A 25139-nucleotide genomic window follows, 5' to 3' on the forward strand; every position below is an offset into this window, starting at 1 on the left:
CCACGGGTGTGAGAGCATCGGCGCATGCATCCCGTCGCGCGCCGCCGCGCCTCGCGAACCGTCACCGTCGGCGTGGTCGCCGCGCTCGCCGCCTCCCTCACCGGGTGCGGACAGGGCAGCAACGTGTCGGAGGACTACGCCCAGATCTGCCGCGACAACGCCACCGAGAAACGCCTGCCCGACGACGACTGCAACAACCACGGCGGCAGCGCCGGCTGGTACTACTACGCGCTCGGCTCGAACAGCCGCACGGTCCCCGCCGTGGGGCAGACGGCCACCGGCGGCACCGACACGCTGCCCGCGGGCAAGACCGCCGCGCGCGGGATCTCCGGCGATGGAGCGAGCGTCTCGCGCGGCGGCTTCGGCGGTTCCGGCTCCGACGGCAGCCACGGCAGCTGATGCACCGCATCGAACTGGCCCCGCGCCCCGCCTGGGAACGCACGATCAAGCAGTCCGGCCTCATCTACTCGCATTCCGTGCGCGACGACGGCTCCGAGGTCGACTACTGGAACGACGGCGCCGCCTACGTCTTCACGCTGCCCGAGGTGGAGCAGCTCGAGCAGCAGACCGAAGAGCTGCACCGCATGAGCCGCGAGGCCGCACGCTATCTGGCATCCGGAGAGCTCGGTCATCTGGGGCTCGACCCGAAGGCGTTCGAGTTCGCGCAATGGTCGCTCGAGCAGGACGAACCCGACGTGTACGCGCGCTTCGACCTCGCCTACGCCGGCGACGGCAGCCCCGCGAAGATGTTGGAGTACAACGCCGACACCCCCACGGGCCTCATCGAGGCCTCGGTCACCCAGTGGTTCTGGCTGCAGGATCGGCTGAAGTCCGGCGCCGTCGCCGCCGACACCGACCAGTGGAACGGCCTGCACGAAGCGCTCGTCGATCGCTGGCGCGCGCTCCTGCACCGCTCGCTCAGCGAGGGCGAGGGCGGACGCCTCTTCGTCGCCCACTCGGATGCCGACATCTACGGCGAAGACTGGGACACCGTCGCCTACATGCGCGACCTCGCGGGCGAAGCCGGGTGGGAGCACACCGGCATCGAGATGAAGGACATCGGCTGGCACCACGGCGCCCGCCAGTTCGTCGGCGTCCCCGAACCGTGGGGATCCTCGCGCAGCATCGCCGCGCTGCCGGGCGACGAGCCGGGCACGCAGTATCCCGTCATCCGGAACCTCTTCAAGCTGTACCCGTGGGAAGACCTCGTCTCGGGCGACGACCGCGTCGTCGGCGACCAGGAGTTCGGCGCACTGCTGATCGCCGGGCGTGGACTGTTCGGCCGGTGGTACGAGCCGGCGTGGAAGATGTTCCTCTCCAACAAGCTGCTGCTCGTCGCCCTCTGGCGACTCTTCCCCGGCCACCCCAACCTGCTGCCGGCGTACGCCGACGGCCCGAACGGCTTGACCGACTACGTCGTCAAGCCGGTCTTCGGCCGCGAGGGCGACGGCATCCACGTCCACCGCGCCGACGGCACGGTCACCTCGAACGGCAAGGAGTACCGCCGCGAGGGCACCGGCCGCGAACGGGTCTGGCAGCAGTACCACGAGCTGCCCGACTTCCGCGGCTCCAACGGCAGCAATCACCCGGTGCTCGGCTCGTGGGTCGTGAACGACGAGGCGTACGGCGTCGGCATCCGCGAATCCGACGGCCCCATCACCGACTACTTCTGCCGGTTCGTGCCGAACATCATCGAACGCTGACCCCGGATGCCACGGACGCGGTACCGCGCAAACGCACGCAGCCGCGTCGCCGACCCGTTCTGACCGCCTCGGCGCTCGCGCTCTCGCGCCGTCGCAGGATGCCCCGATCCCGCACCGTATACGCTCACGCGTCGATGTCGTCGACTCCCGGCATCCACTGCGCCCCGGGCTTGCCCCACTTGCGCTTCTTCGCGATCTTCGCGACGACCCGGCTGTCTTCGTCGTCGAGACGGTCGATATAGAGGACGCCGTCGAGGTGGTCGAACTCGTGCTGCAAGATGCGGGCACGCCACCCCGTCACCTCGATGCGCACGGGCTGTCCGTCGAGGTCGACGCCCGTCAGCAGCGCCGCATCGGAGCGACGCAGCGGGAAGCGCTCGCCGGGGAACGACAGGCACCCCTCGCTCTCTTCGTCGGGGTCGGGATAGCCGGGCTCGAGCGGACGGATCCACAGCTCGGGGTTGATCACGACACCCCGCCAGGGCAGGCCCTCGTCGTCTTCGTAGGTGTAGGTGAAGATGCGAAGCCCCACGCCCACCTGCGGCGCGGCGAGGCCGACGCCCGGTGCGGCGTCCATGGTCTCGAACATGTCGGCGACGAGCTGACGCACCTCGTCGTCGATCTCGTCGACGCGGGCGGCGGGAGCGTGCAGCACGGGGTCGCCCATGATGCGAATCGGGAGTACGGCCACGCCTCCAGCCTAACCAGCGGAGCGGCGGCTACTGTCGAGGGGTGATTCCGCTCGATACCACCCTCACCGATGGAATCGACCAGCTCGTCGGTGTCTTCCGCGACCCGCGCATCCTGCTCGGCATCCCGCTCGCCCTGCTCGGCGCGGTGTTCATGTCGTTCGGGGCGCAGTACCAGCACCGCGGCGTGCAGAAGGTCGAGCGCCTCTCGGGCGGTAAGACCACCGGCGGCCTCTCTCGGTCGCAGCTGACGTCTCTGCTCACCCGCCCGTCGTGGGTGGCCGGCACCGTGATGCTGGGGTTGGCGATCGTGTGCCAGCTCGCGGCGCTCTCGGTCGCCCCGCTGATCCTCGTGCAGCCCCTCGGCGCGATCGCCCTCGTGATCACCACCGTCCTCAACGCGCGTGTCTCACGGCACAAGCCGACGCGGCAGTCGCTCATCGCCATCGCGCTGTGCGTGGGGGGCATCTTCATCTTCGTCACGATCGCGGCGTTCTTCGCGACCGAGAAGCTCATCACCGAGCGGGAGCTGCTGATCATCCTCGGCATCCTGGCCGTGGTGGTCATCGTGTTCGGCGTCTTCTGGGTGCTCGTGCGCCGCCGGGCGCAGGCGCTGTTCTACATCATGGCCGCGGGTGTGATCTACGGCTTCGTCGCGACGCTCGCCAAGGTCGTGATCAGCCGCGCCCAGGCCGGAAACTTCGAGTGGCTGACCCTGCTCTGCCTCGTGGCGCTGCTGGCCGCCGTCGCCGTCGGCGCCTACTTCGTGCAGACCGCCTACTCGGTCGGCCCGCCCGATCTCGTCATCGCCGGCCTCACCGTGATCGACCCGATCGTCGCCGTGCTGATCGGACTGCTCGTGCTCGGCGAGGCCTCGACCGCCCCCGCCTGGGCCCTCATCGGCTTCGTCATCGCCGGCGCGATCGCCACGTGGGGCGTCATCCAGCTGACCAAGCACCACCCGCAGATCACCGCCGACGGCAAGCCCAACAAGCCGCGCGTGCACTGACGGGCCTGCGGGGCTCGAGTCGTCGCGCCGAGGCGGATGGGCGCATGGCCCGGGTGGGGCGCCGCTTTCACCGAGACCGCATGGGTTCGCCGAGGACGCTCCCGACGGATGCCGATCGCGTGCGTCCTCGACGGCTTCCCCGAAGCAGGCACACGACCGGCGGCCCGCGGAGCGCTGCCGCGCACACCCCGTGCATGCGGCGAAGGCTCGACGCGGCGGCGACGCGACCGCTGTCGGTAGGACAGGACGGATGCCGGTAAGCTCGTCGTCGCTGGGGGCGGTGGCCAAGCTGGTCAAGGCAGCGGGCTCATAACCCGACGATCGTGGGTTCAAGTCCCACCCGCCCTACTCCTCCCTGAACCGACGGGCATCTTGCGCGGCTGTGCCACGACAAGCCTGTCCCGCTTCCGCATCCTGAGCGGGTGCGGAAGCGGGAAGTCGACACCGGGGTGGGCCGGAGAACCGCCGCCGCTCGCCACCACTGAGCCCACCACGTGGGATCGCTCCACGTGCGGATCGGGTTAGCGCTCGGGTGAATCCAGCGCCCTTCCAGCCGACGCGTGCGGCATGGGCAAGAGACGCTCCGTGGCGCCGCGTCCGGGGCCGGCCGGCATCCCCCTGCCGGTTTCCGGTGAGGAATCGCGGTAGCCGACGGCGAGGCTCGTGCTTCGCCCGCGCCCCCGCGGCAGCTCGTGGTGAAGCGGCGCACAGCGGGTCGAGAGCGGACCCATAGCCTGACCGAGCCCGGCGTGCCTGTCCGCAGATGCCGCACACCCGAACCGGGTCATCCACACGACCTCCTCCACGGAAGACAGGGAACCCTTTGCGCAAGTCGCTTTCCGCTCTCGCCGCCGTCCTCGTCGGCGGCATGCTCCTCGCCGGCCCCGGTGCCGCCGCACACGCCGACACCCCCGGCACGGTGACGGACACCATCACGGTCGGTGCCTCCCTCGGTCCTGAGGGCGTCGTCCTGAGCCCCGACGGCTCGACGCTGTACGTCGCCAATGACAACTCCAACACGGTGTCGGTGATCTCCACCGCGTCAGGAGCCGTGACGAACACGATCACCGTGGGCGATTTCCCGACCGGCCTCGCTCTCACCGCGGATGGCTCGACGCTGTACGTCACCAATCAAGGCGGTGTCACGGTATCGGTCGTCTCGACGGCGTCCGCGAGGGTCACGAACACCATCACGGTCGGCTCCGATCCCTCGGCCGCCGTGCTCAGCCCTGACGGGTCGACGCTGTACGTCACCAATCTCGTCTCCCGGACGGTCTCGGTCGTCTCGACCGCATCCGCCGGTGTGACGAACACCATCAGCGTGGGTGCCCGCCCGTATGGCATCGTCATCTCGCCCGATGGGTCCACGGTCTACGTCGCGAACCAGACCAGCGGCACGGTGTCGGTCATCTCCACGGCGTCCGGCGCCGTCACGAAGACCATCACGGTCGGCGCCGGCTCCGCCGGTGTCGCCATCAGCCCCGACGGGTCCACGGTGTACGCGATCAACGGCGGTGACAACACCGTCTCCGTCATCTCGACAGCATCGGGTGTCGTCACCGGCACGATCGGGGTGGGAACGAACCCCTGGAATGCGACGGTCAGCCCGGACGGCCGCACACTCTACGTCTCGAACTACCGCTCGAACAGCGTGTCGGTCGTGTCGACGACGTCCGGCACGGTGATCGAGACCATCGCGGTGGGAAAGCATCCGATGGACCTGGCGGTGACGTCGGACGGCTCCCGCGTCTACGTCACCGACAACGCCGACGGCACCGTCTCGGTGATCTCGGGCTACATCCTGCCGGCGTTCCTGGCGGCGTCGCCGTCCGCCGGTACCGTCGGCGCGCCGTACTCCTACAGGTTCGAAGCCTCCGGCAATCCCGCCCCCACCTTCGCAGTGGCATCCGGCATGCTGCCGCCGGGACTGTCCCTGGATTCGGACGGTGTGCTGACGGGGTCCCTCACCACCGCGGGCACGTACACCTTCGTCGTGTCGGCGACGAACAGCGTGGGCATCACCACCACCTCGGAGATCACGATCGCGGTGACGTCGGCATCTGCTCCGACGCCCTCGGCCTCGCCATCGGCATCGGCCTCACCGCAGGGTGTCGCCCCCGCAGCAGTCCCGGTGAAGACCACGGCGACTTTCACCGGTTGATCCGGTCGAGCGGTTTCGGATGCCGTCGCCACGTGACGCGGCGTCCGAAACCGTCCCACGCGGTGGCGACCCTGCGCCCGTCTCGTCTGAGGCCCGCATTCGTCGCCGCGCTATCCACGCTCCCTCACACGAAGGAAAACTCATGAGAAGAGTTCTCTCGGCCCTCCTCGCCGCACTGCTCAGCGCCGCTATCCTCCTCAGCCCGAGCACGGCTGCACTCGCGCTGGCGCCGGGCGTCGCCGACCGTCCTATCGCCGTCGGTGAACGACCGTGGGGCATGGCCGTGACTCCGGACGGCTCGAGCATGTACGTCGGCAACTACCGCGCGGGCACGGTATCGGTGATCTCGACGGCGACCGGCAGCGTCACCCGAACCATCACCGTCGGAACCCGGCCGACGGGCATCGCCGCGAGTCCCGACGGCTCCACGGTGTACGTCACCAACCAGGGCGATGGAACGGTGTCCGTCATCTCGACGGCTTCGGGCTCCGTCACCAGGACGATCACCGCGGGCACGGGGCCGTATGGCGTCGCGGTCAGCCCCGATGGTTCGACGGTCTACGTGACGAACTACGCATCCAACAACATCTCGGTCATCTCGGCGTCGTCGGGAACCGTGACGGGCTCCATCTCGCTCCCCGCCAGCCCGCACAACGTCGTGGTCAGCCCGGACGGGTCGACGTTGTACGTGAGCCAGTACTACGAGAACAGGGTACTGGCGGTCTCGGCGACCGCGGGGACGGTGTCCACCGTCATCCCCGTCGGCTCGAGCCCTCTGGGCATCTCGATCAGTCCCGATGGATCCAAGGTCTACGTCGCCAACTACGACTCGAACGATGTCTCGGTCATCTCCACGACATCGAACACCGTGACGGCGACGGTCGACGTTCCCGCGAACCCCCTGGGGTTGTCGGTCAGCCCGGACGGGGGCACTATCTACGTCACCAGCTTCGGCGACAACGCGCTCTCGATCCTCTCGACCACGACTCTCGCTCAGCGCGTCGTGCCCATCACCATCGATTCCGGCCCCTTCACCCCGGTGGCGACTCCGGACGGAATGGCCGTCTACGTCACGGCCATGGACTCCAACAGCGTCTGGGTCGTCGGCGGGTTCGCGACCCCCGCTTTCACGGCGGCGACACCGCCGACATCAGCTTCGGTGGGGTCGACCTACGACTACGCGTTCCACGCGACCGGCAGCCCCAGCCTGACGTTCGCCGTGTCGTCGGGGAGCCTGCCTGATGGTGTGGCACTGAGTGCTGCGGGAATCCTGTCGGGGACGCCCACCGTGGCAGGCACGTTCTCCTTCACCGTCTCGGTGACGAACGCATACGGCGTCGCGGCCACCTCGACGATCACCATCACGGTCGGCGAGCAAATCCCCACCCCCTCCCCGTCGCCGACCGCTCCGACTTCGTCGGCCGCTTCGACGATGCTCGTGCCCGCGGCTGTCGTCGCGACAGCAGTGAGCGGACGCGCGTCCTTCACGGGATGAAGCGTGCGGGCGTTCGGCGAACGGCCAGCCGTGAAAGCGACGACGGCCGAGCTGGGGCGTCCTCCGGTTGACCAATTCCTCACGAGGGTCCGCGTGCGTGCACGCGGACCCTCCGCGTTTCCGGGTCGAACCAAGGTCACCCCCAACCACGAGGCGCCCGTGCGGGCGCGCACGACTCGCCCGCGCGGAAATGCGGACGCTACCGCCCGGTCGCCATCAGCTCGCCCGACCCGGGCAGGATCTCGCGCAGCAGATCGTCCAGCGTCACGACACCGACGAGACGCTCACCCTCGACCACCGTCGCGAGCTGCACACGCCCGCGGCGCATGCGCGCGAGGGCGTCGTAGGCCGAGGCCTCCGGCTCCAGCCGCAGGGGCTCCCGCGCGATGTCGAGCGCCGGCGTCGCCGGATCGACGGCAAGGGTGTCGCGCACGTGCGCCACGCGGGATGCCGCGCCCGAACCGACGAGAATGCGCAGGTGTGTCGACGAGGCGGCGACCGCCTGGATGTCGGCCACCGTGGCATCCCTCGGCACCGCAGTGGGGGAGCGATCGGTGCGCACGATGTCGCCGACGGTCAGCGTGCCCAGGGCGATCGCCTGCGCGATCGGCTCGGAGTACTGCTGCTCGAGCGTGCCCGCCTGACGCGAGTGCGCGACGAGCTCGCGGATCGTGTCGGCGTCCTGCCCGCCCGCGGCGGCCTTGTCGACCGGCTCCACGCCCGAGGCCTTCACGAGGCGGTTGGCGATGTGGTTGATCCACAGCAGGAACGGACGCAGCGGCCACGTCAGCGCACGGGCCAGGATGCCGGTGGCCTTCGCCGCGGTCTCGGGGTGCGCGATCGCCCACGACTTCGGCGCCATCTCGCCGATGACGAGGTGGAGGAAGGTCACCACGATCAGCGCCAGCATGAACGCGATGATGTCGGCCAGCACGTAGGGCAGGCCCCACATCTCCAACACCGGCGCGAGGGCGTAGTCGATGGCGGGCTTGGTGATCGCGCCGAGCAGGAAGGTGCAGGCGGTGATGCCGAGCTGCGCGAACGCGAGCATGACGGTGAGCTCGTTCACACCGCGCAGCGCCGCGCGGGCGGAGGCGCTGGTCGCCGCCTCCTCCTCCAGGCGGTGGCGGCGCGCGGCGAGCAGCGCGAACTCGACGATCACGAAGAACGCGCTCGCGACGATGAGCGCGGTCGTGACGAGGGCGACGACCCAGCCGTTCATCGGGCCACCTCCTCGTTCGACGCGGACGCTTCGTCGGCGAGCTCGGCATCCCGATCGACCTCGTGCAGCTGCACGCGCAGCTGCGACGGCACGTGGCGGTCGACCTCGGCGACCTCCACAGCGAGCCAGCGCTCGATGTCGAGGCCCTGCACGGTCTCGGACGCCCGCTCGGGCAGGTCGATACGAACGACGGCGCCGACCGGCGGCAGGTCGCCGTGCGTCTCGATCACGAGGCCCGCCACGGTCTCGACGTCGCTGTCGGCGAGGTCGTGCCCGATGAGGCGCTCGAGCTCGTCGAGGTGCAGGTCGCCGGGAACGCTCCAGGCGTCCTCGCCGACCGACGCCGCCTCGGCGATCTCGACGTCGTGCTCGTCGGAGAGTTCACCGATCACTTCTTCGGTCAGGTCCTCGATGGTCAGGATGCCGTCGAAGTTGCCGTACTCGTCGACCACGCAGGCCAACTCGTTGCGCGACTGACGCATGCGGTCGAGCGCGACAGGCAGCAGCATCGAGGTGGGGATCACGACGGCGGCACGCATGACGGATGCCACGGGCGCGTCGTCGGCGGGCTGCTCGCGGAGAAGGTCGATGAGCTCGACGACGCCGACGGGGGAGTCCTCGTCGCCGATCACCGGGTAGCGCGTGTGCCCTGTGGCCATGAGCGCGCGCACCTCGCCGACGGTCGTGTCGGGGGTGACGGAGTCGATCTGTGAGCGCGGCACCATGGCGTGTTCGACGTCGCGCTGCGGGAAGTCGAGGATGCGGTCGATGATCATCGACAGGTCGTCGGGGAGGTCACCGCTCTGGCGCGACTCCTCGATGATCGCCTCGAGGTCACGCGCGGTGGCACTCTCGTCGACGTCTTCGAGCGGCTCGATACGCAGAAGGCGCAGCAGGGCGTTGGCGGCGACGTCGAAGACGGTGATGAGCCACCCGAAGAGCATGAGGTAGATGCGGGTCGGCACGGCCAGCGCACGGGCGAGCGGCTCGGGGCTCGCGATCGCGAGGTTCTTCGGGTACAGCTCGCCGAAGATCATCGTCACCACGGTCGCCAGCAGCAGCGCGCCGACGGTGCCGATGAGGATCGACACGGCGGGGTCGATGCCCACGCCGCCCAGCAGCGTGCCGATCGACTCGCCGATCAGCGGTTCGGCCACATAACCGATCAGCAGTCCGGTCACGGTGATGCCCAGTTGGGCACCCGACAGCATGAACGACGTGCGCTTGGTGATGGCGAGCACGCGCTTCGCCTGCGCGTCGCCCTTCTCGGCCAGCGCCGCCATGCGTGAGCGGTCGACCGACATGTACGCGAACTCCTGCGCGACGAAGAAGCCGCAGGCGACGATGATCGCGAGTGTCACGATGACGCCCACCAGGAGCGTCAGGGTCGCAGCCAACATCAGATTTCACCCCCTCTCGGAAAGAGGGGGCTCGAAGATCGGCCCTCCTGGTCGGGGGAGGTGCGGTGATGGCTCACGGGTTTTCTCTCTCGTGGGTCGGGTGATCGCAGATCCCTTCGACGATATCGAGATCGCCGCCGCCGATGCTGGGGATTCGCCTCGACACCTCGCTCGGCCGGGGATCGCCTCTTCTCGACGGGCCCGCCGATATATCGGCGAGACGCGACCGATATGCCGGTCGAGGTGGGATACTGAAGTCCCCGCATTGCCTCGCTTCCCGGCGTGGTCCCGCCCCTTGCTCAACCGGTACGCCTTGGCGCGCCAGAAAAGGACCAGCCGTGGGACGCCTCATCTACCGAGACCGCGCATCGTTCGACATCGACGACCGCATCCTCGCTCACCTCCGCATCGTCGTGATGAACAAGCTCCGACGCAACGAGGGATTCATGCTCCAGTTGCCCGTCAACGAGGGCGTCCGTCAGGCGAGCCTGTGGATCCACGCCTCGAACGCGCTCGTCATGCAGTTCTACGGCGGCCGCGAGCCGGCGATCGACCGTGCCCTCGTCGATCAGATGATGCACGACGCCAGCGGCGCCGACGGCCTCACCCTGACCGCCGCCGGCATCGCCCCGCAGCCGGCTCCGACGCGCCAGCCCGTCGGCGGCCGCGCGCGCCCCTGACCGCCCTCGAGACGCGCGGCGCGTAGTCGATCGAGGCCGCCGGCCGCCTCGAATCGAAGCGCGTCGTCCACAGTGGCCGTCGACGCGGCATCCGACTCTTCTCGAAGACGACGGATGCCGCGACGTCGCGCGGATCAGCTGAGCGGCACCGCCACCTCGAACCGCGCGCCGCTCGCCGCGGGAACGCAGCGCACGTCTCCGCCGTGCGCCCGGGCGATGCCGCGGGCGATGGGCAGGCCGAGGCCGACTCCGCCGGAGGCCGCCCGTCCCTCGTCGAGCCGCACGAGTCGCTCGAAGATGCGCTCGCGATCGGCGGCCGGAACCCCCGGTCCGTCGTCGTCGACGACCACGCGGGCCGTGCGGCCCTCCGCCTGGACCGATACCGTGACCGACCCCCGCCCCGCCGTCGCGCGCGCGGCGTTCTCGACCAAGTTCGACAACACCTGAGCGATACGGTCGACGTCGATGTGCACGGGCACGGCGGCATCCGGGACCTGCGCCCGGATCCGCAGGGAGGGGTGCACGAGCGGCGCGCGACGCACCTCCGCCTCGACGACGGTTCGAAGGTCGGCGTCCACCCGGTGCAGCTCGAGACCCCGGTCCACCCGGGCCATCGTCAGCAGGTCGTCGACGAGCCGTGACGCTCGCGTCGCCTCACGGGCGACGTGCGTGGCGAGCCGATCGCGCTCGGGTCCGTCGAGATCGGCGCGCACCAGGGTGTCGGCGGCGGCCCGGATGCCGGCGACCGGCGTGCGCAGCTCGTGCGCGGCGTCGGAGAGGAACGCCCGCAGCCGCGCCTCCGCATCGCGCGCCGCCTGCTCCGCCCCCACCACGTCGTCGAGCATGTCGTCGAGGGCCGTGGCGACGCGTCCGATCTCGGTATCGGGTCGCGTCGGACGCAGACGTCGTTCCCGCTCACCCGAGCCGATCGCGCGCGCGACCCGCGACACCTGATCGAGGGGCCGCAGACTCCGGCGCACGACGACGGTCACGGCGCCCGCGGCCAGCACGAGCACGCCGACGGAGGCGACCGCCATGATCAACCGCACCTGCCCGAGCGTCTCGCCGACGCCGACCGCGGACGCGGTGAGGCTCAGCGTCGACCCGTCGCTGAGCGTCGAGCGCAGCGTCACGAGCTGGTCGTCGCCCGACACCTCGGATGCCACGACCTGCACGCCGCTGGAGGCGGAGGGCTGCGGCGCCGATCGCTCCCCAGGCCCCGGACCGCCGCCCGGCCCCGGGGGAGAGTCTCGCAACTGCTCGGGGCTCGGCCCCGCGACGACGGAGTCACCGCCCGCGCCGTCGATGCGCACCGACAGTCCCTGGTACGACAGGCGCTCGGCGAGGTCGGCGTCGTCGACGGTGCCGACGAGCGACGCAGCGGCCGCGGCGCGATCGCGCAGCCGCTCCTCGATCTGTCCCCGCAGCCGGGCGCCCAGCGCGAGGTCGACCACCACGGCCAGCACCACGAGCAGCAGGGCGACGAGCGCCAGGACGGCCAGGATCGTGCGGCGACGCAGCGACCCCGACCGCAGCGGAGGCGTGGAGCTCATGTCGCCGCACTCAAGCGGTAGCCGAGACCGCGCACGGTGTGGATGAGGCGCGGGCCGTGCTGCTCCATCTTCCGTCGCAGCGCGCTGAGGTGCACCTCGACGAGATTGGGGTCGTAGTCCTCGTACCCCCACACCTGCGTGAGGATCTGCGCCTTCGACAGCGTCCGGCCGCGCCCGTCGGCGAGCAGGTGCAGCAGGCGGAACTCGGTGGCCGTCAGATCCAGCGCCACTCCGGCACGGTGGGCGGTCGTGGCATCCGGATCGACCACGAGATCGCCGACCGAGATCGTCTGGGGGAGCCGCCCCCGCCGGCGCAGCACGGCACCCGCCCGCGCGACGAGCTCGGCCATCGTGAAGGGCTTCACGACATAGTCGTCGGCACCCTCGGCGAACCCGCGCAGACGGTCGTCCACCTCGTCGCGTGCGGTGAGCATGATGACCGCGGTGTCGCCCGCGGCGCGTACGAGGGGGAGCAACCGGATGCCACTGGGCCCGGGCATCATCCAGTCGAGCACCACGAGGTCGGGGCGGAAAGCGGCGAGACGCTCCGCCAGATCGGAGCCGTCGGCGGCGGCGTCGGTGAGGAACCCCTCGGCGCGCAGAGCCGTCGAGACGGCGAGGCGGATGGTCTCGTCATCGTCGACGACGAGCACACGGGCGGCAGCGGACATTCGGCCGACGATAGGGTCGCTTGCTGAACGGCGGATATGGCTTGCGTATGCGCACGCCCGTCGGCATCCGGCTTCAGGTTCGCTTCAGTCCCGGCTCCAAGTCTGGTCTCAGAGCCGGTGAACGCCACCGGCCGAGAGGAAGACATGAACGACGACAACCCCACCACGCCGCTGCCGCGACTGGACGACACCACCGAGCCCCGCCGCCGGTCGTGGCGACGCCCCGCGCTGATCGCCGGTGCGGTCATCGTGGCCGCCGGCCTCACGGGCGGAAGCGCCGCCCTCGCCGCGCAGACCAACGGCGGATCGACCCTCACCGCGGCCACCTCGGCGCCGAGCGCCGACGGCGGGTCCGTCGGCCCCGGCACCGCACCGACCCCGGGCTCGGCAGCTACGCCCGGCTCCGCACCGACCGGCGCCCCCGCCGACGGCACCGCGCCCACCCCGCCCGCCGACGGCACGGCGCCGACCCCTCCCACGCCGGGTGAAGGCGGCGGCCCCGGTGAGTGCGGTCCCGGGGGCGGCCCCGCCGGTCCCGGACACGGACCCAAGGGTGAGGGGGAAAAGCCCGCCCCGCCCGCCGACGGCACGGCCCCCACCCCGCCCGCCGACGGCACGGCCCCCACCCCGCCCGCCGACGGCACCGCGCCCACCCCGCCGGCGCCCCCGGCCGACGGCACGGCCCCCACCCCGCCAGCCGACGGCACCGCCCCCACCCCGCCGGCCCAGCCCGGTAGCTGAGCGCCGCACGCCACCGGGACCGGCGCGCCCGCGACCGCGCTGGCCGACGCGCCACATCGTGAGATGTGCAGCGCGCGGTCAGCGCGGTGCGGCACGATCGGAGGGTGGCGAGAACACCCCCGCGGCGTCGCCGCACGACCCGGGCGCGCGTGCTCCGTCGTCGCCGGATCGTCTTCGGCGTCGTGGCGGCCGTGCTGCTCACCCTCGTCATCCTGACCGTGGCACCGCTGGTCTCGCTCGTCTCGGGGTGGAACGCCGCCTGGAACACCGAGGCGCGTCGCGAGAGCGTCGATCTGTCGGGGTTCGATCCCGGCACGCTCATCTCCGATGCGGACTTCTACGACGCCGACGCCATGAACGCCGACGACATCCAGCGCTTCCTCGACGAGCAGATCGGACGGTGCGCGAACGACTCCTGCCTCGCTCGTCTGAGGATGCCGACGGACAGCCGCGACCCGGTCGTCTCGAGTTCGACGGGCGAGACGGTCTGCGAGGGCTTCGACGGCGGCGACCTCACGGCGGCCGAGATCATCGACCGCGTGCAGCGCGCGTGCGGCATCTCGGCGAAGGTGCTGCTTGTCACGCTGCAGAAGGAGCAGAGTCTCGTCTCCGGGCGGGCCGCCCGCGCCCCCACCCCCGAACAGCTCGGGGCCGCGATGGGGGCCCGTTGCCCCGATGACGCCCCCTGCGATCCCGGCGCCGCGGGCTTCGCCGATCAGGTCGCGCAGGGCGCAACCGACCTGAAGTCGTACAGCGCCTCCGATTTCATGCGTCAGCCCGGCACGCACTACATCGCCTACTCGCCCGATCCGGCCTGCGGGGGCACCGACGTGACGATCACGAACGAGGCGACCGCCGCGCTGTACAACTACACGCCCTACCAGCCGAACGCGGCCGCTCTCGCTGCGCGATGGGGGACGGGCGATGCGTGCTCCGCCTACGGCAACCGCAACTTCGCCCTGTACTGGGCTCTCTGGTTCGCCTGACCGTCTCACCCGTCCCGGAGACGTCGACAGCTCAGCCTCCTCTGGTCACGGACCCTCGGCCGCTCGGCTCATTCATTCGCCGCCCGTCCGCGCCACAACCTCCGCGATGCGCACCACCTCCGTTCGGAGTGACCGGATGCCACTGACCTTGTGCACATCGCCGACCTTGTGCACGCCCCACCGCCACCGAGAAATCACAGTGTTGTGATTTCGTTATGCAGCGGCGATAATTGCCGGGACAACCGAACACTCGCCGCACTCCATCACAGGTCGTAGGGGAAGACGTACCTGACGAAGGAGAGACCATGGCGATCACGTCTTCGCGCGGAGTGATCCTGATCCACTCCGCGCCCCGCGCGTTGTGCCCCCACCTCGAGTGGGCGGTAGGACGCGCTCTCGGCCGCGCCGTCAACTTCGACTGGGCCGATCAGCCCGTGCTCATGGGCAGCCGCCGCGCGGAGTTCTACTGGGAGGGCCCGGTCGGCTCCGGCGCGGCCCTCGCCAGCGCCATCCGCGGGTGGGAGCACCTGCGTTTCGAGGTGAGCGAAGACCCCACGCCGCGCAGCGACGGTGGACGGTGGATGCACACCCCGGGTCTCGGCATCCATTACGCCCAGACCGACGCGACGGGCAACGTCGTCATCGGCGAGGACCGCGTGCGTTACGCGATGGAGGTCGCCGCGGGCGATCCGTTCGAGCTGCAGCGCGAACTCGACGTCGCGCTCGGATCGGCGTGGGACGAGGAGCTCGAGCCGTTCCGTCACGCCGGTGACGATCAGCAGATCATCTGGCTCCACAAGGTCGGCTGAGCCCCCAGACGTCGGCGGGGGAGGCGCCACTACCGGAGGTCGGTGACCACACCCGGCACCGGGACCGCGTATCCCTCGCTCGGCACGACGAACGCCCCCTGGCATCCTCGATCTTCGTCGGGGGGATGCCAGGGGGCGTTCGTTCGGATCAGACCGAGGCGATCGCGACGACGGCGTTGTGACCGCCGAAGCCGAACGAGTTGCTGATGGCGAGCTGGTCGCCGGCGCCGAGCTCGACCGGCGAGCCCGACAGGGCGAACGGGACGTCCGGGTCCTGCTCGGTGAGGTTGATCGTGGGCGGGGCCACACGGTTCTGCAGGGCGAGCACGGTGAAGATCGCCTCCAGCGCGCCGGTTCCGCCGAGCAGGTGACCGGTCGAGGCCTTCGTCGCCGACACGGGGATCTCGTCGATCCGATCGCCGAAGACGGTGTGCAGGGCCTTGTACTCGTTGGGGTCGCCCACGGGGGTCGAGGTGGCGTGCGCGTTGATGTGCGTGACGTTGTCGGCCGAGGCGCCGGCCATCTCGAGCGCCATGCGCACGGCGCGTGCCGCACCCGTGCCCTCGGGATCGTTGGCGGTGATGTGGTAGGAGTCGGCGGTGACGCCGCCGCCCACGATCGAGGCGTAGATCTTGGCGCCGCGGGCCTTGGCGTGTTCCTCGGTCTCGAGGATCAGCACGCCGGCACCCTCGCCCATGACGAAGCCGTCGCGGTCGATGCTGGCGGGACGCGACGCGGTCTCGGGGGAGTCGTTGCGCTTGGACAGCGCCTGCATCGACGCGAACGACGCGATGGTGATGGGGTGGATCGCCGACTCCGTGCCGCCGGCGATCACCACGTCGGCCAGGCCGTCGCGGATGTGCTGCACGGCGTTGACGATCGACTCGGTGCTCGAGGCGCACGCCGAAGCGACGGTGCGCGCGAACGCGCGGGCGTGGAAGTGCAGCGACAGGTTTCCGGCTGCGGCGTTGGGCATGAGCATGGGAACCGTCATCGGCATGACGCGACGCGGTCCCTTCTCGCGCAGCACGTCCCAGGCGTCGAGCAGGGTCCAGACGCCGCCGATGCCGGTGGCGAAGTCGACGCCCAGGCGGTCGGGATCGATGTCGGGCGAGCCGGCGTCTTCCCACGCCTCTTTCGCGGCGACCATGGCCAGCTGCGACGACGGGTCGAGACGCTTGGCGACGGGTCGCTCGAGAACCGTCTCGGGGCGCACGAGCGCTTCGGCCGCGAAGGTGACGGGGAGGTTGTACTTCTCGACCCATTCGTGCTCGAGGGTGCGCGCGCCCGAGGTGCCGGCGAGCAGCGCCGACCAGCTCTCGGGGGCGGTGCCGCCGATGGGCGAGGTGGCACCGATACCGGTGACGACGATGCGGGGTGTGCTCATGAGCGAAGAATCCTTGGTGCGGCGATGGGTCGTGACCGGTGGGGGCCGGAGCCCCCACCGGGAGGTGTCAGGACTGGTTCGACGTGATGAAGGTCACGGCGTCGCCGACGGTCTTGAGGTTCTTGACCTCGTCGTCGGGGATCGTGACGCCGAACTTCTCCTCGGCGTTGACGACGATCGTCATCATCGAGATGGAGTCGATGTCGAGGTCGTCGGTGAACGACTTCTCGAGGGCGACCTCGTCGGCCGAGATACCGGTCTCGTCGGTGATGAGCTCGGCAAGGCCGGCGAGAACCTCGTCGTTGGTGAATGCCATGATGTCTCCTGTTTCTTGGGGGTCGGCCCTAGCGAGCCTGGATCAGTTTAGAGTTCGACGGCGCTGCGTCAGGGGAGGACGACGACCTGCGCGCCGAAGACGAGTCCCGCGCCGAAGCCGATCTGCAGGGCGAGGCCGCCGCTGAGTTCGGGGTGCTCCTCGAGCAGTCGGTGGGTGGCGAGCGGAATGGATGCCGCCGAGGTGTTGCCCGTGGTCTCGATGTCGCGTCCGATGACGACGGTCTCGGGAAGACCCAGCTGCTTGGCGAACTCGTCGATGATGCGCATGTTCGCCTGGTGCGGCACGAAGGCGGCGAGGTCGCCGGGCTCGATGCCGGCCGCCTCGATCGCCTGACGCGCGACCTTGACCATCTCCCACACGGCCCAGCGGAACACCGTCGGGCCCTCCTGGCGCAGGGTGGGCCACGCGGCGGCGCCGTCGCGGAAGTCGGTGAGGGTGGCGTTCATGCCCACGGCATCGGCCTTCGACCCGTCGGAGCCCCACACGGTGGGTCCGATGCCGGGAGTGTCGCTCGGGCCGACGACCACGGCGCCCGCGCCGTCGCCCAGCAGGAACGAGATGCTGCGGTCGGTCGGGTCGACGATGTCGCTGAGCTTCTCGGCTCCGACGACGACGACGTGCTTCGCGAGGCCCGCGCGCACCAGGGCGTCGGCCTGACCCACGCCGTAGGCGAAGCCGGCGCAGGCGGCGTTCACGTCGTAGGCGGCGGCGGGGTTCGCGCCGATCCGGTCGGCGACGATGGCGGAGGCCGACGGCGTCTGCTTCGGGTTGCTGATGGTGGCCACGATCACGGCGTCGATGTCTTCGGGCGCGATGCCCGACTTCTCGACGGCCTCGCGGGCGGCTTCGGATGCCAGGTCGATGGCATCCGTCTCTTTGTTGGCGCGGACGCGCGTGACGATGCCCGTGCGCTGACGGATCCACTCGTCGCTGGAGTCGATGGGCCCGACGAGGTCGTCGTTGGGCACGAAGTTCTCGCCGCGCGCCGCGCCGTACGAGTAGATGCGCGTGTGGGCCGGGCCCTGCAGCTGACGGAGGGTGGGGGTGCTCATGCCTGGTCTTCCTTCAGGAGTGAGACGGCCGCGTCGAGGTCGTCGGGGATCTTCACCGCCACGGTGGGCGTGCCGCGCAGGGCTCGCTTGGCGAGCCCGGTCAGGGCGCCCGCGGGGGAGAGTTCGATGATGCCGGTCACGCCGCGCTCGGCGAACGAGGCCATGCAGCGGTCCCAGCGCACGGGCGAGGCGACCTGAGCGACGACGAGGTCGAGCGCACGGCGGCCCTCGGAGACGACGGAGCCGTCGGAGTTGGTCCAGAGCGTCGTGTTCGGGTCGGAGACCGCGACGTCGGCCGCGGCCGTCCGCAGCGCGTCGACGGCGGGTTCCATGAAGCGGGTGTGGAAGGCGCCGGCCACCTGCAGCGGGATGACCCGCGCGGCGCGGGGCGCGTCGTCGGCGAGCTCGGCGAGGGCGGGCAGCTCGCCGGCGGCGACGATCTGGCCGCCGCCGTTGTAGTTGGCCGGGGTGAGGCCGAGGGTCTCGAGCCGCTCGAGCACGGCCGCCTCGTCACCGCCGACGACGGCGCTCATGCCCGTCTCGACGGCGGACGCGGCCTCGGCCATGGCCCGCCCGCGCAGACCGACCAGGCGCAGCGCGTCGTCGTCGCTCACGACACCGGATGCCGCCAGCGCGGCGATCTCGCCGACCGAGTGTCCGGCGACACCGGCGACCGGCTGAGGGGCCCGCTCGTTCAACGCGGCCCACGACAGCAGGCTCGCCGCGACGATCAGGGGCTGGGCGACGCTGGTGTCGCGGATCCGATCGGCATCCCACTCGGTCCCCGCCGCGACGAGGTCGACGCCCGACTGCTCGGAGAAGGCCTCGAGGCGCTCGCGCGCCCCGTCGAGCTCGAGCCAGGGGGTGAGGAAGCCCGGGGTCTGCGAACCCTGCCCCGGGAAGACGGCGATGATCACGAATCCATCCTGACAGGCATCCGGCGACCGCTTCTGGAGATATCGACACAGATATGCGGCGTGTCTTTGTGCGTGCCGTGCATCAGTGCGGCTGCGGCGGCCGCCGTTTCCCGACTCCGCGACGGCGCGTGGCGTCGGTGCCGATCGAGCCGAGGATGAGGGCCGTCTGCAGGATGAGCGCTTCGCGCGGACCCGTGGCATCCCATCCGATGACCTCCGACACGCGCTTCAGGCGGTACCGGACGGTGTTGGGGTGCACGTACAGCTCGCGCGCCGTCGCCTCGAGCGACCGGCCGTTGTCGAGGTAGCTCCAGAGCGTGGCGACGAGGTCGGCGCTGTGCGCGTGCAGCGGCCGGTACACCCGGTCGACGAGGGTCTGCTTCGCCACGGCGTCGCCGGCGAGAGCGCGCTCGGGGAGCAGGTCGTCGGCCTCGACGGGCCGCGGCGCGTGACGCCAGGCGCGGGCGACGGCGAAACCCGCGAGGGCGGCGCGGGCGCTCTGGCCCGCGTCGACGAGCGCGGGCACGGCGGGTCCGAGCACGAGGTGGCCCGAGCCGAAGCCGGGCTCGAGACGCTTCGCGATGTCGGTGAAGGGCAGTTCCACCACCTCGGCGCCGCCGCGGGCGGGCAGGTCGGCGCGCCCGAGCACGAGCACGAGACGCAGGCCCTGCACTCCGATGAGCACGTCGACCCCGAGTTTGCGCGCCGTGCGACGCACCTGATCGACGTCGAGCTGCGGGGGAGTGGTGCCCACGAGCACCGACACCTCGCCGTGACCGTGCCAGCCGAGCGCGGCGATGCGGCTGGGCAGTTCGTCGTCGGCTTCACCGGTGAGGATCGAGTCGACGACGAGGGCCTCGAGGCGGGCGTCCCACAGACCGCGCGCTTCGGCCGCGCGCGCGTAGACGTCGGCTGCGGCGAACGCCACCTCGCGCGAATACGACAGCATCGCCTCGCGCACCTTCTCACTGCGACCGGCGACGCGCTCCTCCATCACCTCGACGGTGACGCGCACCAGCTGCAGGGTCTGCGTGAGGCTCACGCTGCGCAGCAGCTCGCGAGGGGCGGCGGCGAAGATGTCGGCCGCGATCGCCGGAGTGGATGCCGGCTCCTCGAACCACTGCAGGAACGACGTGATGCCGGCCTGCGCGACGAGTCCGACGGCCGAGCGCCGCGCCGGCGGCATCTCGGCGTACCAGGGCAGGGTCTCTTCGAGGCGCTGGATGGTGGCGGTGGCGAGGTCGCCCGAGATGCGGCGGAGCCATGCCAGCGTCTCGGCCTTCTCGACGGCCGCCTCGGCGCGCACGTTCTCGCCCGAAGACCGGTCGGACCCGGTCCCGCCCGTGGAGGGGGAACCGGGTCCGACGGTGGAATCCGTCACGTGGATCAGGCCTCGCCGCCCGCGTTGCCGCTGGTGCCGGCGTTGACGTCGTGCAGGCGGTACTTCTCGATCGCCTGTCCGACGACCGCGCGGTCGACCTTGCCCTCTTCCGCCAGCGCCTGGAGGGCGCGGACGGCGAGCGAGGGACCGTCGATCTTGAAGAAACGACGGGCCGCGGCGCGGGTGTCGGAGAAGCCGAAGCCGTCGGCGCCGAGGGTCCAGTAGTTCTGCGGAACCCACTGGCGGATCTGGTCCTGGACGGCGTGCATCCAGTCGCTGACGGCGATGACCGGTCCCTGGGCTTCCTTCAGCTTGTCGGTGAGGTAGGGCACGCGGCGCTCCTCGTCGGGGTGCAGGAAGTTGTGCTCGTCGGCGGCGAGACCGTCGCGGCGCAGCTCGCTCCACGAGGTGACCGACCACACGTCGGCGACGACGCCCCAGTCGTCCTTCAGCAGACGCTGGGCCTCGAACGCCCACGGCACACCGACGCCCGAGGCGAGCAGCTGCGTGCGGGGGCCGTCGCCCTCACCCGACGAGATGTGGTGGATGCCGCGGACGATGCCGTCGACGTCGACCCCCTCGGGTTCGGCGGGCTGCACGTACGGCTCGTTGTAGACCGTCATGTAGTACATGACGTTCGGATCGGGGTGGTTGCCGCCGTACATGCGCTCGATACCCGAGCGCACGATGTGCGAGATCTCGTATCCGTAGGCCGGGTCGTACGACACGGTCGCCGGGTTGGTGGATGCCAGCAGCTGCGAGTGGCCGTCGGCGTGCTGCAGACCCTCGCCGGTCAGGGTGGTGCGGCCGGCGGTCGCGCCGATGATGAAGCCGCGCGCCATCTGGTCGCCCGCCGCCCACTGGGCGTCGCCCGTGCGCTGGAAGCCGAACATCGAGTAGAAGACGTAGACCGGGATGAGCGGCTGACCGTGGGTCGAGTACGCCGTTCCGGCCGCGGTGAACGCCGCGAGGGCGCCCGCCTCGTTGATGCCGACGTGCACGATCTGACCCTGCGGGCTCTCCTTGTAGGCCAGGAGGAGCTCGCGGTCGACCGAGGTGTAGTGCTGACCCTTGGGGTTGTAGATCTTCGCCGTCGGGAAGTACGCGTCCATACCGAACGTGCGGGCCTCGTCGGGGATGATCGGAACGATCCGGTGACCGAAGTCCTTGACCCGCAGCAGATCCTTCAGCAGACGCACGAACGCCATGGTCGTGGCGATCTCCTGCGTGCCCGAGCCCTTCTTGGGCAGGGCGTAGGCGGCATCCCCGGGCAATTCGAGACCCACGTGGGTGGTGCGACGCTCGGGCAGGAAGCCGCCGAGCGAACGACGACGCTCCAGCATGTACTGGATCGTCTCGTCTTTCTCACCGGGGGTGTAGTACGGCGGCTGGTAAGGGTTCTCTTCGAGCTGCGCGTCGGTGACCGGGATCTCCATCGCGTCGCGGAACGACTTGAGGTCGTCGAGCGTCAGCTTCTTCATCTGGTGCGTGGCGTTGCGGCCCTCGAAGTGGGGGCCGAGGCCGTAGCCCTTGATGGTCTTGGCGAGGATGACGGTCGGCTGACCCATGTGCTCGGCCGCCGCCTTGAACGCCGCGTAGACCTTGCGGTAGTCGTGGCCACCGCGCTTGAGGCCCCAGACCTGCTCGTCGGTGTAGTCCTTGACCAGCTCGAGGGCGCGCGGGTCGCGGCCGAAGAAGTTCTCGCGCACGTAGGCGCCGTTCTCGGCCTTGTAGGTCTGGTAGTCGCCGTCGGGGGTGGTGTTCATCAGGTTGAGCAGCGCACCCTCGGTGTCGCGGGCGAGCAGGTCGTCCCACTCGCGGCCCCAGACGACCTTGATGACGTTCCAACCCGCACCGCGGAAGAAGCTCTCGAGCTCCTGGATGATCTTGCCGTTGCCGCGGACCGGGCCGTCGAGGCGCTGCAGGTTGCAGTTGATGATGAAGTTCAGGTTGTCGAGACCCTCGTTGGCCGCGACCTGCAGCTGCCCGCGGCTCTCGACCTCGTCCATCTCGCCGTCGCCGAGGTAGGCCCAGACCTGCGAGTCGCCGACGTCTTTGATGCCGCGGTTGGCGAGGTACTTGTTCGACATCGCCTGGTAGATGGCGTTGATCGGACCGAGACCCATCGACACCGTCGGGAACTGCCAGAACTCCGGCATCAGACGGGGGTGGGGGTACGAGGGGATGCCATTGGGCGCGGCGGACTTCTCCTGACGGAAGCCGTCGAGCTGCGCCTCGGTGAGGCGGCCCTCGAGGTAGGCGCGAGCGTAGGCGCCGGGGGAGGCGTGGCCCTGGATGAAGATCTGGTCGCCGCCGGAGGGGTCGTCGAGACCGCGGAAGAAGTGGTTGAAGCCGACCTCGTACAGCGCGGCCGACGAGGCGTAGGTCGAGATGTGGCCGCCGACACCGATGCCGGGGCGCTGCGCGCGGTGCACGGTGACCGCGGCGTTCCAGCGGATCCACTTGCGGTATCGGCGCTCGAGCTCCTCATCACCGGGGAACTCGGGCTCGTTCTTCTGCGAGATGGTGTTGATGTAGTCGGTGGTCGGAACCATCGGCACGTTGAGGTGCAGTTCCTTCGAGCCCTTCAGCAGGCTCAGCATGATCTCGCGCGCACGGGCGGGGCCCTTGGCCTGGACCAGCTGGCGCAGGGATTCCTGCCACTCCCCGGTCTCTTCCGGGTCGCTGTCCTGCGGCCCCTGCGAATACGGATCCTGGTCGTGAACAGTCACGGAAGACCTTTCGTCGTCTGGCAGGTCATGCCAGAGAATCGCCATACGAGTGCGGCAACCCTTGTCTGCTCCGCACAATCAACCAGAGTCCACCCTAGCGAGTCGCGCCGACATCGGATGCGCGGTGACGACCCGCCCCGCCGTACGGTCACGGCGACCGTTCGACGTCGAGAAGTTCGCGGCATCCGAGGAGCGGGAATGAGGGATGCCAGGACCGGCCGGTTCGCGCCGGACCGCCGCCCTCGCGGGTCTAGCCTGAGCGCGTGAGCCCGCAGGATCCCGCCGCGTTCCGCACCCGTCCCGAGCACCGGTGGCCCGTGGTCATCGCCCTCGCGGTCGGTGCGGGGCTGTACGCCGTGCTCCCCAGCGAGGCGTCGGGCGCGCTGCGCTACGTCGTCGTGGGTGTCGGCATCCTGTGCGCGATTCCGATGGTCGTGACCAATCCGTCGCGGTTGACCCGGGAGTCGCGGTGGGGCCGCGGCTTCGCGCTCGCGTTCACCGCGCTGCTGCTGCTGGCGAACCAGGTCGCGTTCGGGCTTCTCGTACTGCAGCTGCTGCGGGGCGAGGGTGACGGCGCGGCCACACTCCTGGGTGCGGCGCAGGTGTGGGCGATCAACGTCATCGGCTACGCCGTCGTCTATTGGGAGATGGACCGCGGCGGACCCATCGCCCGGCGCCGCGACCCCCGCGACGCCCTGCCCCCGGCCGACTTCCAGTTCCCTCAGGACTCCGACCGTGACGCGGTGAGCGAGGTGCGCCGCCGTTCGTCCGACGTCGAGGACTGGGCGCCCGGCTACGTCGACTACCTCTACTTCTCGGCATCCAACGCGATGGCGTTCAGCCCGACCGACGTCATGCCGCTGAGTTCGCGCGCGAAGCTCTTCATGATGGTGCAGGCGATCTCGGGCTTCATCCTGCTGGCGCTGGTGATCGCGCGGAGCGTGAACATCTTGAACTGAGGTGGGCCCTTACGGAAGTGGCACCGCGCGACCCCACGACAACGCCTATTATGTGTCTTGATACATATCGGGAGGCGTGATGAGCAGGATCGGTTCGCTCCTTCGTGCGGCCCGGAGGAGCCGGAACCTGACCCAGCGCGAGGTGGCCGGGCGGCTTCGCATCGACCAGGGTCGGGTGTCGAAGGCTGAAGCCGCGCGAGAACTGGAATACAGCACGATCGAGCGCCTTCTCGCCGCATCCGGCCACCGGCTGTACTCCGCGCCGACGCGCCGCGACGACGTGGCCTCCGCCGGGGCCGCCGTTCGGTCTCATCTTCGCAACGGTGATCGGCAGCGCGCCCTGCGCACCTTCATCCAACTGAGCGATGATCTCGCGGCAGAGCGGGGATTGGTGCGCGGCGTGCTCTGTCTCGCCGAGCCCGAACCCACCGGCGATCCCGCGTGGGACGCAGCACTCGCGGCGCTGGTCGCCCTTCGTCTGAACGAAGAGCGGCTGCCCCGGCCGGAATGGGTGGATGCCGAAGACCGACGGCTGAGTTCGCCGCGCACTCTCGCCGTCGATGCTGCTGATCCCCTTCCCGCGCGGGCTGACGTGCCCGCGGAGTTCTTCGACCGCGGTGTCTTGATCTGGGCGGATACTCTCGCGAGCGTCTGACATGGTGGCTCTTGAACGCGCCGATATCGTGGCAGCGCTTCGCGACCTGGTCGACGAGCTGCGGGCGGACGGGAGAGGCGCACGAGTGCGTCTCGTGGGCGGCGCGGCTCTCGCCCTGCGGTACTTCGACCGTCAGTCGACGTCAGACCTCGATGCGGTCGCGGTGGGCGCGGCCGACGACAAAGCTGTCGCGGCGGCAGCCGCCCGAGTCGCTGCGCGACGGAGCTGGCCCCCGAATTGGCTGAACTTCGAGGCCGAGCGACTCGGCGCTGTTCCGTGGCTCGGCCGCCCGGCTGAGTGGGTGTCCGTGTTCGACGAGGCCGGGATCGTCGTCGAGGTGGCGTCGACGGAGACCCTCCTCGCGATGAAGCTCCGCGCCGGTCGCCCGGGACGGGACGTGGACGACATCCGACAGCTTCTGCGATCGTGTGGGATCTCGCGTGTCGAGGACGCGGAGCAACTGTACGAAGACTTCTACCCCGGCGACGCCTTCTCGCATCGGACGCAGGCCATCGTGGCGGCGATTCTGTCTGAACCGTAGGTGCTCGCGGAGCGTCCACAGGATGAATGACGGAGACCAGGGGACGCGACGCGTTCAGC

The 25139-nt window shown here is 70.1% G+C and carries 23 protein-coding genes and 1 tRNA gene; 13 read left to right on the plus strand and 11 right to left on the minus strand.

The genetic code is table 11. From position 1 onward, the window contains the following. Positions 1-24 precede the first annotated feature (24 nt). Together AS029_RS05490 and AS029_RS05495 are read left to right on the plus strand one after the other, a co-directional pair. On the plus strand, positions 25-399 hold the full coding sequence (locus AS029_RS05490; RefSeq protein WP_058231566.1) for a hypothetical protein: 375 nt from the start codon (positions 25-27) through the stop codon (positions 397-399). Next, on the plus strand, positions 399-1703 hold the full coding sequence (locus AS029_RS05495) for a glutathionylspermidine synthase family protein (RefSeq protein WP_058231567.1): 1305 nt from the start codon (positions 399-401) through the stop codon (positions 1701-1703). Before AS029_RS05490 ends, AS029_RS05495 begins: the two co-directional genes overlap by 1 nt. A 124-nt stretch (positions 1704-1827) precedes the next feature. On the opposite strand, the gene def is transcribed toward AS029_RS05495, so the two are convergent. Continuing rightward, positions 1828-2394: a peptide deformylase gene (gene def, locus AS029_RS05500; protein WP_074615852.1), complete on the minus strand. Its 567-nt coding sequence runs from the start codon at positions 2392-2394 to the stop codon at positions 1828-1830. A 41-nt stretch (positions 2395-2435) separates the two neighbouring features. On the opposite strand from def, the gene AS029_RS05505 reads away from it, so the two are divergent. The 4 genes from AS029_RS05505 (at position 2436) to AS029_RS05520 (ending at position 7057) form a co-directional block, all read left to right on the plus strand. Beyond that, positions 2436-3401 carry a DMT family transporter gene (locus AS029_RS05505; protein ID WP_082642159.1) on the plus strand — a complete coding sequence of 322 codons (966 nt, stop codon included), beginning with the start codon at positions 2436-2438 and terminating at the stop codon, positions 3399-3401. A gap of 274 nt (positions 3402-3675) precedes the next feature. Continuing rightward, positions 3676-3749: transfer RNA gene (locus tag AS029_RS05510), tRNA-Ile, on the plus strand. Between the two features lie 475 nt (positions 3750-4224). Then, positions 4225-5562, plus strand: a complete 1338-nt coding sequence (locus AS029_RS05515; protein ID WP_058231568.1) for a beta-propeller fold lactonase family protein — start codon at positions 4225-4227, stop codon at positions 5560-5562. A gap of 142 nt (positions 5563-5704) precedes the next feature. Then, complete coding sequence (locus AS029_RS05520) at positions 5705-7057, plus strand: YncE family protein (protein ID WP_058231569.1); 1353 nt, start codon at positions 5705-5707, stop codon at positions 7055-7057. Between the two features lie 199 nt (positions 7058-7256). Here AS029_RS05520 and AS029_RS05525 read toward each other — a convergent pair whose 3' ends face one another. Further along, positions 7257-8279 carry a CNNM domain-containing protein gene (locus AS029_RS05525; RefSeq protein WP_058231570.1) on the minus strand — a complete coding sequence of 341 codons (1023 nt, stop codon included), beginning with the start codon at positions 8277-8279 and terminating at the stop codon, positions 7257-7259. Beyond that, a complete protein-coding gene (locus AS029_RS05530) occupies positions 8276-9679 on the minus strand; it encodes a hemolysin family protein (protein ID WP_058231571.1) in 1404 nt (467 codons plus the stop codon). Before AS029_RS05530 ends, AS029_RS05525 begins: the two co-directional genes overlap by 4 nt. Positions 9680-10017: 338 nt before the next feature. Between AS029_RS05530 and AS029_RS05535 the strand changes: the two genes are divergently transcribed. Further along, a complete protein-coding gene (locus tag AS029_RS05535; RefSeq protein WP_074615853.1) occupies positions 10018-10359 on the plus strand; it encodes a DUF7882 family protein in 342 nt (113 codons plus the stop codon). A gap of 134 nt (positions 10360-10493) precedes the next feature. Here AS029_RS05535 and AS029_RS05540 read toward each other — a convergent pair whose 3' ends face one another. Together AS029_RS05540 and AS029_RS05545 are read right to left on the minus strand one after the other, a co-directional pair. Continuing rightward, the gene (locus AS029_RS05540) at positions 10494-11912 is read right to left on the minus strand and encodes a sensor histidine kinase (protein ID WP_058231572.1); all 1419 of its coding nucleotides are present in this window, start codon (positions 11910-11912) and stop codon (positions 10494-10496) included. Beyond that, complete coding sequence (locus AS029_RS05545) at positions 11909-12583, minus strand: response regulator transcription factor (protein ID WP_058231573.1); 675 nt, start codon at positions 12581-12583, stop codon at positions 11909-11911. The genes AS029_RS05540 and AS029_RS05545 overlap by 4 nt, the downstream gene beginning before the upstream one ends. 144 nt (positions 12584-12727) lie before the next feature. On the opposite strand from AS029_RS05545, the gene AS029_RS05550 reads away from it, so the two are divergent. The 3 genes from AS029_RS05550 to AS029_RS05560 all read left to right on the plus strand — a co-directional run bounded on the left by AS029_RS05550 (position 12728) and on the right by AS029_RS05560 (position 15119). Beyond that, positions 12728-13324 (plus strand): hypothetical protein, encoded by a 597-nt coding sequence (locus AS029_RS05550; RefSeq protein WP_058231574.1) that lies wholly within the window; start codon positions 12728-12730, stop codon positions 13322-13324. Positions 13325-13428: 104 nt separating this feature from the next. Continuing rightward, complete coding sequence (locus AS029_RS05555; RefSeq protein ID WP_058231575.1) at positions 13429-14310, plus strand: hypothetical protein; 882 nt, start codon at positions 13429-13431, stop codon at positions 14308-14310. Positions 14311-14615: 305 nt separating this feature from the next. After that, on the plus strand, positions 14616-15119 hold the full coding sequence (locus tag AS029_RS05560; protein WP_058231576.1) for a DUF3145 domain-containing protein: 504 nt from the start codon (positions 14616-14618) through the stop codon (positions 15117-15119). 148 nt (positions 15120-15267) lie between these two features. On the opposite strand, the gene AS029_RS05565 is transcribed toward AS029_RS05560, so the two are convergent. From AS029_RS05565 to aceE, 6 genes are all read right to left on the minus strand, one after another. Further along, positions 15268-16506 carry a beta-ketoacyl-[acyl-carrier-protein] synthase family protein gene (locus tag AS029_RS05565; protein WP_058231577.1) on the minus strand — a complete coding sequence of 413 codons (1239 nt, stop codon included), beginning with the start codon at positions 16504-16506 and terminating at the stop codon, positions 15268-15270. Between the two features lie 67 nt (positions 16507-16573). Continuing rightward, positions 16574-16822: an acyl carrier protein gene (locus tag AS029_RS05570; RefSeq protein WP_022880558.1), complete on the minus strand. Its 249-nt coding sequence runs from the start codon at positions 16820-16822 to the stop codon at positions 16574-16576. 68 nt (positions 16823-16890) lie between these two features. Continuing rightward, entirely contained in the window at positions 16891-17895 is a 1005-nt protein-coding gene (locus AS029_RS05575) for a beta-ketoacyl-ACP synthase III (protein WP_058231578.1), read from the minus strand. Then, the gene (locus AS029_RS05580) at positions 17892-18812 is read right to left on the minus strand and encodes an ACP S-malonyltransferase (RefSeq protein ID WP_058231579.1); all 921 of its coding nucleotides are present in this window, start codon (positions 18810-18812) and stop codon (positions 17892-17894) included. The genes AS029_RS05575 and AS029_RS05580 overlap by 4 nt, the downstream gene beginning before the upstream one ends. Before the next feature lie 82 nt (positions 18813-18894). After that, a complete protein-coding gene (locus AS029_RS05585; RefSeq protein ID WP_058231672.1) occupies positions 18895-20118 on the minus strand; it encodes a PucR family transcriptional regulator in 1224 nt (407 codons plus the stop codon). An 80-nt stretch (positions 20119-20198) separates the two neighbouring features. Next, positions 20199-22925: a pyruvate dehydrogenase (acetyl-transferring), homodimeric type gene (aceE, locus tag AS029_RS05590; protein ID WP_058231580.1), complete on the minus strand. Its 2727-nt coding sequence runs from the start codon at positions 22923-22925 to the stop codon at positions 20199-20201. A gap of 263 nt (positions 22926-23188) precedes the next feature. Here aceE and AS029_RS05595 point away from each other — a divergent pair, with 263 nt between their 5' ends. The 3 genes from AS029_RS05595 to AS029_RS05605 all read left to right on the plus strand — a co-directional run bounded on the left by AS029_RS05595 (position 23189) and on the right by AS029_RS05605 (position 25080). Then, positions 23189-23884, plus strand: coding sequence for a DUF1345 domain-containing protein (locus AS029_RS05595; protein ID WP_058231581.1), 696 nt, complete (start codon positions 23189-23191; stop codon positions 23882-23884). A gap of 79 nt (positions 23885-23963) precedes the next feature. Next, a complete protein-coding gene (locus AS029_RS05600; protein WP_058231582.1) occupies positions 23964-24539 on the plus strand; it encodes a helix-turn-helix domain-containing protein in 576 nt (191 codons plus the stop codon). Position 24540: 1 nt separating this feature from the next. Beyond that, entirely contained in the window at positions 24541-25080 is a 540-nt protein-coding gene (locus AS029_RS05605; protein WP_074615854.1) for a hypothetical protein, read from the plus strand. Positions 25081-25139 lie beyond the last annotated feature (59 nt).

The organism is Microbacterium enclense, assembly GCF_001456955.1.
Classification (GTDB): Bacteria; Actinomycetota; Actinomycetes; order Actinomycetales; family Microbacteriaceae; genus Microbacterium; species Microbacterium enclense.